Here is a 12023-nt window from a genome sequence, read left to right on the forward strand (position 1 = left end):
ACCTCGTCCGATGCCCCGACCTCCCCGGCCACGCCGACGCCGGCCCCGGCCGGCGGCCCGCCGAAGACCTCGATGGACACCGACGGCACCTACAAGGTGGGCGTCGACATCGTTCCGGGCACCTACGCCACGGCGGGCCCGGTCGAGGGCGGCGTCTGCTACTGGAAGCGGGTCGGCGGACCCGATGGCCAGACCAACCTGGACAACGGGCTGACCAAGAAACCGCAGGTCCAGCAGATCGATCCGGGTGACGCCACGTTCAAGACCGACGGCTGCCAGCCATGGACGCTGACCGATGCCCAGCCCCCGGCCACCCCGGGACCGCTGATGTCGCAACTTCAGCTGCGCCACTACCTCGACCAGCTCAACGGGCTGGCCGGGCAGTCCGGCAACGGTCAGCTGCCGCCGTACTGATCGGGCCCGGCGCCGCTATTTGGCGGTCGCCGGTGTCGGCGGCACCGGGGCCGGACACGTGTCGTGGTCCTGCAATTCCTCGCCCGCAGCGCCGCCGGCGGCGTCCGCGCGGTCGGCCAGGATGACGAACCCCGGACGGCCGTCGGCAGCCGTGGTGCCGACCACGACCAGCGTGTAGAGCCCCATCTCGGTGCGTGCCCCCGGCAGGCCGTCGGCGAGCACGATGAACGGATTGGCCACCAGGTCGGGGCCGTCGACGGCGATCGCCCAATAGCTCCGGCCGGACAGTGGCACTCCCACGGGTGCCCACACCGGCCCGATCGCCCCGGCGACCGACCGCAGCGCGTCATGGACATCGGCGCGTAGGCAGTCGAGGTGGATGTGCAGCTGGTTCTGGGTTCGCGACGCCGCCGAGTTGACCGCCAGACTCATCCAGTCGCGCGGGATCGTTCCGCCGGCGCGCTGCTCGACGAATGCCCGGGCCTGCCAGGCTGCCGCGAAGTAGTTCGTGGTGCCGGGATCCAGCAGCTCGGGGCTTTCCATCCCGGCGATGCGAGCGGTCGGCATCACCAGGTACTGGCGCTCCCCCACCTGATCCTTGAACACCACGTAACCGGCGGATTCGCCGCCGGTGAGGTCCACCCGCGAACATGGCGCCGGATCGTGGTGCTGTGTCTCGTCGACCACGCATCCGTCGTGGACGATCCGCCACAAGGCGTCCGGGTCGGCGGTGGCGGTGGCCGGCCCCGTCAGGCCGAGCATCAGGGCCGCCGCCAGCGGTGCGCAGCCGCGCAGGTATCGCACGGCGACACCCTACGGCTGTGTGGCGACCCGGCAACGGTCGACAGTACTAGTCCGCATATGCGGAGAAAAGGGATTCTAGTAGCCGCATATGCGGGTCAGATTGGCTACGATTCGGTCGTGCCGATGCTGCGAGTCCGGGAAGCCGCCGATCTGCTCGGCGTCAGTGACGACACGATCCGCCGCTGGATCGACGACGGCGACCTGCCGACCGGCAGCGACCAGTCCGGCCGCAAGACCGTCGACGGCGCCGCGCTGGCCGGCTACGCCACCAAGAACGCCGCCACGGCCCCGAAGGACCCGCTGGCCGTGGCCAGCTCAGCGCGCAACCGGTTCGCCGGGCTGGTCACCAAGGTCGTCACCGACACCGTGATGGCGCAGGTCGAGATGCAGTGCGGCCCCTTCACCGTCGTCTCGCTGATGAGCGCCGACGCCGTGCGGGACCTTCACCTCGAACCGGGCAGCGTTGCGGTAGCCGTCGTCAAGGCCACCACGGTCATCGTCGAAACGGCAGGAGGATCGTGACCCGACGGCTGCTGCCGGCGCTGGGCGCCGCCCTGCTCGTCATCGTGACCGCGGGCTGTGGTTCTTCGCCGCAGCCGTCGTCGGGCCCGGCACCGTCGGCGGGGCCGCAGAAGCTCACGGTGTTCGCCGCGGCCTCGCTGAAGAAGACGTTCACCGACATCGGCGATCGGTTCGGCAAGGACCACCCCGGCGCGTCGGTGGAGTTCTCGTTCGCCGGTTCCTCCGATTTGGTCACCCAGCTCACCCAGGGTGCCCAGGCCGATGTCTTCGCCTCTGCCGACACCAAGAACATGGACAAGGCGGCCACCGCGGGACTGCTGGCCGGCTCGCCGGCCAACTTCGCCACCAATACCTTGACGATTGTCGTCGCCCCCGGAAACCCCAAGGGCATCAACACGTTCGGCGACCTCGCCAAGCCGGGCCTCGACGTCGTGGTGTGCGCACCGCAGGTGCCGTGCGGATCGGCGGCGCAGACCGTCGAGACCAAGACCGGGGTGACGCTTAGTCCGGTGAGCGAGGAATCCTCGGTCACCGACGTGCTCAACAAAGTGACCAGCGGCCAGGCCGACGCCGGTCTGGTGTACGTCACCGACGCCGCGGGAGCCGGTGACAAGGTCAGCACGGTGACGTTCCCGGAGGCCGCAGCGGCGGTCAACACCTACCCGATCGCCGTCCTCAAGCAATCCGGAAACTCCTCTCTGGCAAACGCATTCGTCGATCTGGTGACCGGGCCGACGGGTCAGCAGATCCTGGCAAAGGCCGGTTTCGGCACTCCCTGACCCGACGGCCGGCGGGCCCGCGACCCGCGTCGCTGTGGCAGGCTCGACGCGTGGACCTGCCGCGCCCCGCCGACACCGACACCCCGCATCTGGCCGACGTGGTGCCCTCGGTGCTGGCGGCGATGGGCGTCGACGGGTTCGCGCCGCGCATCGGTCTGCCCGAGACCATCGCCGGGGCCTGCGTCCTGCTCATCGACGGCCTGGGCGCCGAGCTGCTGGACACCTATGCCGACGACGCCCCGGTGCTGGCCGGGCTGCGCGGGCGCACCCTGCAGGTGGGCTTCCCGTCCACCACCGCGGCCGGGCTGGCCGCGGTCGGGACCGGCTTGGCCTCGGGTGGTCACGGCATGGTCGGCTACTCGTTTCGGTTGCCCGACGTCGGGGTGATCAACGCGCTGCGGTGGCGGCCCCATCCGTGGGGTGACGATCTGCGCGAGCGCGCGGTGCCCGAGGACGTGCAGCCGGTGCCCACCACGTTCGAACGCGCGGCCACGGCAGGCATCGGGGTCAGCGTGATCTCGGGCGCGGAGTTCACCGGTTCGGGCCTGACCCGGGCGGTGCTGCGCGGTGGCCGCTACCTCGGCGTGTACAGCCTCGGTGACCTCGCCGCCCACATCCACGACGCCGTCGCCGGCGGCGGCTTCTGTTACGGCTACCACGCGGATCTCGATCTGCTGGGTCATCTCCACGGCCCGGGTTCGCCGGCCTGGCGGATGCAGTTGCGCCAGGTCGACCGGCTGGTGGAATCCATCGTCGACGGGTTGCCTGCCGGTGGTCTGCTCGCCGTGGTGGCCGACCACGGGATGGTGGCCGTCGATCCCGCCGACACCGTGGACATCGACGCCACCGCGCCCCTCCTGGACGGCGTGATCGCCGTCGGCGGCGAGGTGCGCGCGCGTCATGTCTACGCGCGCGACGGTGCCGCCGGCGATGTGCTGGCCGCCTGGCGGGAGGCACTGGCCGAGCACGCCTGGGTGGCCTCCCGCGACGAGGCGATCGCCGCCGGCTGGTTCGGCCCGGTCGCCGACCGGGTCCGCTCACGCATCGGCGACGTGGTGGCCGCCGCCCGCGGGGCGGCCGCGCTGGTGCGGCGCACAGCCGAGCCGATGGAGTCTTCCCTGATCGGCCAGCACGGTTCGCTGACCACCGCCGAGCAGCGGGTGCCGCTGCTGGTCGCCCACCGCTGAGCGGCGGCCGGTCAGCCGGCGGTGGACTCGCGCCGCCGGGCCTTGTGCCGGTACATGTCGACGTCGGCCTTGCGGATCAGGTCCTCGACGTCGCCCTCGTGACCCCAGGTCCAGCCGACGGACGCGGTGAGGTCGACGTGGTCGGCCTCAACGGTGTAACGCCCGGTTGCCGCCCAGGAGACCGCCGCGGCGAGGTCGGCCACCGCCGCGTCGGAATCCGCATCGAGGACCAGCACCACGAATTCGTCACCGCCCAAGCGATACACCGAATTCGGTTCGGGCACAGCCTCATTCATCCGGTGTGCGACTTCGGCCAGCACGGTGTCGCCGGCGGCGTGGCCGTGAATGTCGTTGACCAGCTTGAAACCGTCCACGTCGATGAAGATCAGCCCGACCGGAGCCGCCGGCCCGTCCGTGCGACGGTGTTCGGCGATCTGCTGGACCAGCGCCCGGCGGTTGTAGAGACCGGTGAGCTGGTCGGTGACCGCCAGCCGGGCCAGTTCCGCCTCGGCCAGCCTGCGGGCGGTGACGTCCTGGAACTGCGCGATCACCACGTCCGGCGCGCCCGGCTCGGTGCCGGGCACCAACACGGCGCTGCGCTGCATCCAGATCGTGGTCCCGTCACGGCGGATGTAGCGGCGTTCGGAGTTGATCTGCGCGACAGCACCCGACAGCAGGGCGCCCATCTCCTCGTCCCCGGCGGCCACGTCGTCGGGGTGGACGAATCCGCGGTAGTCACGGCCGACGACTTCGTCGGGGCGGTACCCGACCAGCGCACAGAGCGCCGGGTTGACCAGCAACATCTCCCCGGTCGTGGTCACCACGGCCTTCCCGAACGGCGCGTTGTCCGTGCTGAGCTGAAAGAATCGCAACGCCTCGTCGCGGGATCTCTCCGCCTGCACCCGCGCGGTCACGTCATTGGATTGCACGAAGAAGCCCCGCACTTCGCCGTCGACGATGTCGGGCACGTACGAGGTCTCGAAATGCCGCAGCATCCCCTCCGGATCGGTCAGGGTGGATTCGAAGCGCTGCGGATGGCCCTGTAGGGCCTTCTCGGCGTACGGGCCGACGCGCTCGAACACGCTCTCGCCGACGATCTCCCGCATGGGCAGGCCGCGGATGTCACCGGGGGTCCGGCCGAAGTATCTGAAGTACGCGTCGTTGGCGACGACATTGCGGAGGTCGGTGTCCCAGTAGCCGATCATCGCGGGCAGCCGATCGATCAGCAGCCGCAGGCGTCGCAGTTCTTCGGCAGCACTGGGTGATCCGTCGTAGCCCACCAACGTGTCCCCCAGCTCGCTGCGCTGCGAATGAGTTATGTCCTGCTGTCTCAAGACACTGAACGCCAAAGGTACCGTGCCGTCCTCACCTGGGCAAAGGCTCGGCGGTTGCTACCGTCTTGGGTCGTGATCGTTGTGCTTCCGCCGTCGGAGACCAAGCGCAGCGGCGGCGACGGCCAGCCGTTGCGGCTGGATGCGCTGAGCAGCCCCGCCCTGGGCGCCGTGCGCCGAGAGCTGGTCGACGAACTCGTCGCACTGGCCGCCCAGCCCGAGGCGTGCCGTCGGGCGCTGGGGATCTCCCCGGCGCAGGATGCCGAGATCGAACGCAACGGCGCGCTGCTGACCTCGCCCACCCTGCCCGCGATCGAGCGCTACACCGGGGTGCTCTACGACGCGCTGGACGTGGCCTCGCTGCGGGGGGCCGGCGCCGCCCGAGCCCGCGCGCGGCTGGCGATCGGTTCCGCCCTGTTCGGTCTGCTGCGGGCCGACGACCCGATACCGGCCTACCGGCTGTCTGCCTCGGCCAAGCTGCCCGAGCGCGCGACTCTGGCCGCACGATGGCGTCCCGTCCTGGAGCCGGTGCTGGCCGAGCTGGCCGCCGCCGAGCTGGTGGTGGACCTGCGCTCGGGTTCCTATGCCGCACTGGGCAAGGTGGCAGGCGCGGTGCGCGTCGACGTCCTGGCCGAGCATCCCGACGGCCGGCGAACCGTCGTCACGCACTTCAACAAAGCCCACAAGGGCCGGTTGGCCCGAGCGCTGGCGACGACCCGCGCCGAACCCGGCGACGCGGCTGCGGTCGCCGCGGTGGCCCGCCGGGCGGGCATGCGCGTCGAGCGGACCGGCAACGAGCTGACCGTCATCGTCGCGGCATGACCGGTGTCAGGATGGTGCGATGAGCACCCGCTGGCAGAAGTCGACCGCGCCGCGCGGCGAGGACTACGACGCCCGCTGGAAAACACTGGCCGACGCCGGCCAGAACATCCACGGCGAGGCCGATCTGGTTGAACACCTGCTGCGCGAGTCGGGCGGCACGTCGGTTCTGGACGCCGGCTGCGGCACCGGCCGGGTGGCCATCGAACTGGACCGCCGCGGCGTGCCGGTGGTGGGCGTCGACGCCGACGCCGACATGCTGGCCGCGGCCCGTGCCAAGGCGCCGCACCTGCGCTGGATCGAGGCCGACCTCGCCGACCTGGCATCGACCGGCATCGATCCCGTCGACCTGATCCTGCTGGCCGGCAACGTCATGATCTTCCTGGAACCGGGCACCGAAGCGCGGGTGTTGACCCAGCTGGCCGACCGGCTGACCTCGGGAGGGCTGCTGGTCGCCGGGTTCTCGGTGCGGGCGGACCGGTTCACGCTGCCGCAGTACGACGAGGCCGCCGCCCACGCCGGTCTGGTCCCGGTGGCACGCTGGGCGACCTGGGAGCGGACCCCATTCTGCGACGGTGACTATGCGGTGTCGGTGCACCGGTTGGACACTTCGCCAAGCCGGTGAAACTGTCGCCGACGAAAATCGTAGGAAAACCGGGGGTGGCCAGTGCAGAAAGCGTTCGCTAGGCTCGGTATCCGGTGCCGGTAGATCGAGTTCGAGATCGTTGCTGGCGGGCCCACGGAATCAGTTGGATCGGGGAGGGTTGGGGTTGATGCGATCGGCGTTCGCCGCTCGTCCCGCGAACCAGTACTACACGTTGACGGCGTTGCTGGCGGCCAAGGGCGCGCAGACCTACACCTCGCGGGTGATCGCCGGGAGCGTCTTCACGCTGGGAATCGTCGCGGTATCGACGATCGGCAGTTCGGCCGACCTGCGGTGGCCGGGTAGCCGGCTGCTGCTCATCCCGGTCGCCATCTCCTGCTTCGCGTCGACCTTCATCTGGCTGCGGCACCGCTGGCCCACCCGGACCGAATCGGGTGTGCTGGTCGGGATCGCGACGGTTGCGGTGCCGATCGGAACCCTGGCTCCGGTGATGCCGCTCTACGGATTGCTCGGCTCCACGGCCTTCGCCTTGATCATCGGCTACACCGCGCTGTTCCACGGTCCGCGGTTGCTGGCCTCGGTGCTGGCCGTCGCGGTGACCACCCTGATCTACCTCGCCGTGCGGATGGCCGAGAACGATCTCGTGCTCACGCTGGCCGGGGTGGCGCTCGTGCTGCTGCTGTACGTGTTCGCCGCATTCTCCTGCCGGCTGGTGGTATGGCTGACCGGCGCCGAGGACGGCGCCGACGCCGTCGAGCCGCTGACCGGACTGCTCAACCGCGACGCGTTCTATCTGCAGACCGCAACGCTGCTGGCCTCCCGCAACCGCGACGACGACCGCTACCTGGTGATCGCCGTGGTCAACATCGACAGCTTCGCCGCCATGGTGTCCGTCGCGGGCAACCGCGGCGGCAACCGCGCCCGGATCGCCGCCGGCCAGGCGCTGCGGGAAACGGTGCGCCGCGACGCGATCGTGGGCCACGTCGGCGACGCCGAATTCTTCGTCGCCGACTGCTTCACCACGCCGGACTCGTCCCCGCTGATCGAGCGGATCCGTGGCGCCATCGCGGCGACGCCGTCCGGGATGACGGCCAGCATCGGGGTGGTCAGCACACCGCTGCAACCCCTCGTCGAGCATCCGCCGCACGAGATTCTCGACGAGATCGTCGCGCTGGCCACCACGGCGATGTACGAGGCCCGCCGGGCCGGGGGCAATCAGGCCCGCTATGTGGTGCGCCCGAACCTGAGCATCTCCGACGACGAGACGGACGGCTACGACACCCCGCTGCTGTAAGGGCTCAGCGCTCAGCCCGGCGCACGTCGGCGGGTGCACCCACCGATTCCGGGTCGATCTCGACGCCATACGACGTGATCGCGGCGATCTCGGCACCGGCGAATCGGCAGAGGTGACAGCTCGAGACGATGGTCACCCCGTCGGGGCGCTGGTAACGACCCAGCACCTCGACCACGACGGTGTCGTCCTGTTCGACGGTCAGGCACCGGTCCCAGGTGGCGACCGCCGCGGCCAGACCGCCGGCCGTCTCGCGACAGGTCGCGGCGACCGCGTCGGCACCCTCGAGCACCGAGTAACCGACGATCGTCCACTGCACATCGCGGGCCAGGTGCGGCAGCGCTTCGTCGAATCGATGCTGGGCGAAGGCCCGCGCGATCGTCGCCCGCTCGGTCGGTTCGCCCACCGCTGCACTCCTGTCGTGGCGCGTCCTGGTTTGTCCCAGCTCGGGATTCGAGGCTAACGCGACCGACTGCCCCGCCGCACGGATGTGATCCGCGCCGGCCGTGCCGCGGCGGTAATGTCTGCGCAATGAGTGCCGGTCATGACCACAAACCCAACCGCGAACTGCCGCCCGGCATGGCCGAGCAGTTGGATCTGCCCTATGCGGGTGTCGCCTCGTTCGGCAACCGGCCCTTCCTCACCGAACCCGAGCAGCTGGACTCCTGGCAGCCCGACGTCGCGATCGTCGGCGCGCCGTTCGACGTGGCCACCACCAACCGCCCCGGCGCCCGCTTCGGCCCGCGCGCCATCCGGTCCACCGCCTACGAGCCAGGCACCTATCACATGGATCTGGGCCTGGAGATCTTCGACTGGCTCGAGGTGGTGGACTTCGGCGACGCCTGGTGCCCGCACGGCCTGACCGAACAGTCGCACGCCAACATCCGCGAACGCGTACACACCATCGCCTCGCGCGGCATCGTGCCGGTGATCCTTGGCGGTGACCATTCGATCACCTGGCCGGCGGCCACCGCGGTCGCCGACGTGCACGGCTACGGCAATGTCGGCATCGTGCACTTCGACGCGCACGCCGACACCGCCGACATCATCGACGGCAACCTGGCCAGCCACGGCACGCCGATGCGGCGGCTGATCGAGTCCGGCGCCGTGCCCGGAACCCATTTCGTGCAGGTCGGCCTGCGCGGCTACTGGCCGCCGCAGGACACCTTCGAGTGGATGCAGGAACAAGGCATGGTCTGGCACACCATGCAGGAGATCTGGGATCTGGGCTTCAAGGAAGTGATGCGCCGCGCGGTCGGCGAAGCCCTGGCCAAGGCCGACAAACTTTATGTCTCGGTCGACATCGACGTGCTCGACCCGGCCCACGCACCCGGCACCGGAACCCCCGAGCCGGGCGGGATCACCAGCGCGGACCTGCTGCGCATGGTCCGGCAGCTGTGTTACGAGCACGATGTCGCCGGTGTCGACGTCGTCGAGGTCGCCCCGGCCTACGACCACGCGGAGCTGACCGTGAACGCCGCACACCGGGTGGTGTTCGAGGCGCTGGCCGGGATGGCGGCCCGCCGCCGCGACGCGGCCAACGCCAAGCCGGGGCCGCCGTCGCCGCTGGCCACGTAGTTCACTCCCGGGTCGCTGCGCTCCTGCCCGCCGGGTCTCATTCCCCGGGTCGCTGCGCTCCTGCCCGCCGGATCCCACCCCCCGGGTCGCTGCGCTCCTGCCCGCCGGGGTCTAGTAGTCCGACTCGGCGGCCAGGATCTCGGCCAGATAGGCATCGGGTCCCGGCTCGGCCAGCCGCAGGCGGGCGAACCGCCGGATCCGAGCCCGGGTCTCGGCCGATTCGGTGACCTCGACCCCCACCGTGACGGCCGCCGCCGACCAATCCTGATCCCATGCCGCCGCGGCGGACACCGGCTGGTCGGCCGCATCGAGCAGCTCGATCGTCGCCCGGCCGGCGCCGTCCAGCGCACCGGCAGCGGCAAACCCGTTGCAGCGCAGCGCCACCGGGATGCCGGCCGGTGAACCGGGTCCGATCACCGCGACATGCACCACCGCGCCGACCCGGTCGCCGTCGGCGGCCACGGCCCAGCTGACGGTGTCCTCCGCCGCGTCGAACACCCCACCCGGAACCCCGGACCAGGCCAGTGACGTCACCCCCCGGGCGATCGGTCCGGCCGGTGCAGGTGCGGCATCCGAGCCGGCGGCGAGCGCATAGTCGTCGCGGTGCCCCGGCGCCGGCGGCTGCGCCAACTCGTCGACGGAATCGATCAACTGCGGCCACCCCGGCGCGTCGACGCCGACCTCGGCGGCCAGCTCGACACACCTGACCACCAGATCCACTGCCCGCGGGTCACCCAGCAGCAGGTGCTCGGTGAGGGCGGCGGCGTGCGGGCCGAGCTGCCCGCCGATGTCGGCATCCAGGCTGTCCACCCCGACGAAGTCCTGGGCGGCTGCCGTCAGCAAGGCGATCTCGGCGTCCAGCAGCGCCGGGTCCAGCCCCGCGATGCCGTCGCGGACACTGGCCGGCCACCACCGGCGCAACCAATGCCCGACGGCCAGTCGGTGCAACCCGTCCAACGCCGCCGGCAGCACCTCGACACCGGAAAGGTCCACCGCCGCAGCGGGATCCGCTGCATTCTCGGCGGCCGCGGCCACCGCGCGGTGCCCGGCGGCGCCGACCACCCGCCACAGCCAGTCAGCGCGGCCGGGATCGATCAGGGTGATCTGGGCCTGGGCCTGCCGGGGTTCGTCGACCGTCCATGCCAGCACCGCGCCGTCGACCTCGAGGACCGCGGCCAGCGGCGGTGCGGCAACCGGTGGCCCGATGCGCCACAGTCCGGACTCGGCCACCAATCTCATGGCGTCACCTGGACTTCCAGCATCGCCTTGATCCGCTGGCGGTGGTCGAGGCTCACCGACCGGGCGACCCCTTCCAGCAGCGCGCGCAGGTCGTCGACATCGTCACAGGGCTCCTGCCAGACGTCGCGGCCGTGCAACCGGGCCCACAGTCGGCTCAGGTACGGCCGCCCAAAAGCGGCCAGGTCCTCGATGACCTGGCGCTGACGCGGATGGACCGGCTCGGCGCCGGCCAGCACCCGCCGCGCGTGCAGCACATAGGCCTCCTTGCGCAACCGGGCCTGAATCGTCGCCGCCACCTGATAGGGGCTCACCGCGTGTTCGTCGAGCGGGGCCAGTCCACCGGCCACCTCGATTCCGGCGACCAATGCGGCCTGCTTGTCCTCGCCGAGGAAACCCCACGGCGCACAGGCGCGGTCGACCTCTTCGGCGCACAACAGCGGTACGTCGGGAAGCTCGTCGCGATCCAGTGCGCGGCGCAGCGTCGCGCGGACGCGGTCCACCACGCTGCGGTCCAGCGGCCGGTCTCGGTCCGATCCGCCGGTCAGCGGCGGCGGGGACAGCGGCAACGTGGACGTCAGGCCCAGGTCGAGGATCGACCAGGGCAGCGCCGACGGATCGACCCGGGCCCGGGCACCCAGGTTGTGCGGGGTCGCGTCGGCGATCAGCGCGGACCACACCCGCTGCCGGGCTGTCGTGGCGCGATGCCCCTGTGCCGGGCCCAGCACCGTGGTCAAGCCGGCCAGGAACGGGCCGCTGATGCTGTCGTCGGCGCGGACATCGGCCCAGCTGTGCTGCAATTGGGCCGACAGCCGGGCCAACACCTGCGGTGCGGCCACATGCTGGTTGAGCACCTCCACGGCGGTGCGGTCGCGATCGTCGTGCACCGCCCGCAGCGCCGCCGCCGCCGTCTGCGCCCCGCCACCGTCGGGGGCGCCGTGGGTGACGGCGAGCTCGAAACAGACTGGGAAATAAAGGTCCTGGGCGTTGCCGGTGGTGATGCGCAGCCGGCGACGCTCGAGTTTCATCAGGTCGAACCACGCGGCGGTCGACCGCAACCGGTCGGCATGGGCCGAGATCAGGTCCGCCATCTCCTCGGCCACGTCACCGTCGACGAACGGAGCCGAATAAGCCGGGTTGCTGCGCAGCCGCAGCACCAGCGGGTCGATGATGCGTTTGACCGTGCGGCGCAACGGGCCGCCGTCGTCACCGCTGAGGACGTCCACACCCGGTCCGACCGCCCGCCACGCGCGGTCGATCACCGCCCGCCGCGGCTGCGACATGCCGACGGCGGCGACCGTGTCCGAGCCGGCGCTCATCGGGACAGGATAAGGGCAGCGCGAAGTTGGGTTCGGTAGCCGGTGACGGTCGGCACGCTGCTGGCCATGTCTGATGCACTCCTGGGCGCCATCGCCGTCGTCTCTGCCATCGCACTCGCCTCGATCATCGTCGCGGCCG

13 protein-coding genes are annotated in these 12023 nt (G+C 70.9%); 8 read left to right on the plus strand and 5 right to left on the minus strand.

The features are described 5' to 3' along the window. Positions 1 to 414, plus strand: a 414-nt coding sequence (locus tag MSZK_RS23550) for a hypothetical protein (protein ID WP_199203454.1), incomplete at its 5' end; no start/stop codon positions are given. A 15-nt stretch (positions 415 to 429) separates the two neighbouring features. Here MSZK_RS23550 and MSZK_RS23555 read toward each other — a convergent pair. Further along, complete coding sequence (locus tag MSZK_RS23555) at positions 430 to 1218, minus strand: CDP-diacylglycerol diphosphatase (RefSeq protein ID WP_233211480.1); 789 nt, start codon at positions 1216 to 1218, stop codon at positions 430 to 432. Positions 1219 to 1335: 117 nt separating this feature from the next. On the opposite strand from MSZK_RS23555, the gene MSZK_RS23560 reads away from it, so the two are divergent. Genes MSZK_RS23560 through MSZK_RS23570 form a run of 3 tightly spaced genes read left to right on the plus strand, consistent with a single transcriptional unit; the run spans position 1336 to position 3706 of the window. Beyond that, complete coding sequence (locus MSZK_RS23560; protein ID WP_099250965.1) at positions 1336 to 1740, plus strand: molybdopterin-binding protein; 405 nt, start codon at positions 1336 to 1338, stop codon at positions 1738 to 1740. Further along, entirely contained in the window at positions 1737 to 2519 is a 783-nt protein-coding gene (gene modA / locus MSZK_RS23565) for a molybdate ABC transporter substrate-binding protein (RefSeq protein WP_099250966.1), read from the plus strand. Before MSZK_RS23560 ends, modA begins: the two co-directional genes overlap by 4 nt. Before the next feature lie 50 nt (positions 2520 to 2569). Further along, a complete protein-coding gene (locus MSZK_RS23570; protein ID WP_099250967.1) occupies positions 2570 to 3706 on the plus strand; it encodes an alkaline phosphatase family protein in 1137 nt (378 codons plus the stop codon). 11 nt (positions 3707 to 3717) lie between these two features. Here MSZK_RS23570 and MSZK_RS23575 read toward each other — a convergent pair whose 3' ends face one another. Then, on the minus strand, positions 3718 to 5040 hold the full coding sequence (locus MSZK_RS23575) for a sensor domain-containing diguanylate cyclase (RefSeq protein ID WP_142389991.1): 1323 nt from the start codon (positions 5038 to 5040) through the stop codon (positions 3718 to 3720). 72 nt (positions 5041 to 5112) lie between these two features. Between MSZK_RS23575 and yaaA the strand changes: the two genes are divergently transcribed. The 3 genes from yaaA (at position 5113) to MSZK_RS23590 (ending at position 7754) form a co-directional block, all read left to right on the plus strand. Continuing rightward, positions 5113 to 5859, plus strand: coding sequence for a peroxide stress protein YaaA (yaaA, locus tag MSZK_RS23580; protein ID WP_099250969.1), 747 nt, complete (start codon positions 5113 to 5115; stop codon positions 5857 to 5859). A gap of 19 nt (positions 5860 to 5878) precedes the next feature. Then, complete coding sequence (locus MSZK_RS23585) at positions 5879 to 6481, plus strand: class I SAM-dependent methyltransferase (protein WP_099250970.1); 603 nt, start codon at positions 5879 to 5881, stop codon at positions 6479 to 6481. A gap of 148 nt (positions 6482 to 6629) precedes the next feature. Next, entirely contained in the window at positions 6630 to 7754 is a 1125-nt protein-coding gene (locus MSZK_RS23590) for a GGDEF domain-containing protein (RefSeq protein WP_158230638.1), read from the plus strand. A 4-nt stretch (positions 7755 to 7758) separates the two neighbouring features. On the opposite strand, the gene MSZK_RS23595 is transcribed toward MSZK_RS23590, so the two are convergent. Then, positions 7759 to 8157, minus strand: a complete 399-nt coding sequence (locus MSZK_RS23595; protein ID WP_099250972.1) for a nuclear transport factor 2 family protein — start codon at positions 8155 to 8157, stop codon at positions 7759 to 7761. 173 nt (positions 8158 to 8330) lie between these two features. On the opposite strand from MSZK_RS23595, the gene speB reads away from it, so the two are divergent. Then, a complete protein-coding gene (gene speB, locus MSZK_RS23600) occupies positions 8331 to 9329 on the plus strand; it encodes an agmatinase (RefSeq protein ID WP_099250977.1) in 999 nt (332 codons plus the stop codon). A gap of 111 nt (positions 9330 to 9440) precedes the next feature. On the opposite strand, the gene MSZK_RS23605 is transcribed toward speB, so the two are convergent. Continuing rightward, complete coding sequence (locus tag MSZK_RS23605) at positions 9441 to 10568, minus strand: hypothetical protein (RefSeq protein WP_099250973.1); 1128 nt, start codon at positions 10566 to 10568, stop codon at positions 9441 to 9443. After that, positions 10565 to 11884 (minus strand): hypothetical protein, encoded by a 1320-nt coding sequence (locus MSZK_RS23610; protein WP_099250974.1) that lies wholly within the window; start codon positions 11882 to 11884, stop codon positions 10565 to 10567. The genes MSZK_RS23605 and MSZK_RS23610 overlap by 4 nt, the downstream gene beginning before the upstream one ends. Positions 11885 to 12023 lie beyond the last annotated feature (139 nt).

Source organism: Mycobacterium sp. shizuoka-1, assembly GCF_002723835.1.
Lineage (GTDB): Bacteria > Actinomycetota > Actinomycetes > Mycobacteriales > Mycobacteriaceae > Mycobacterium.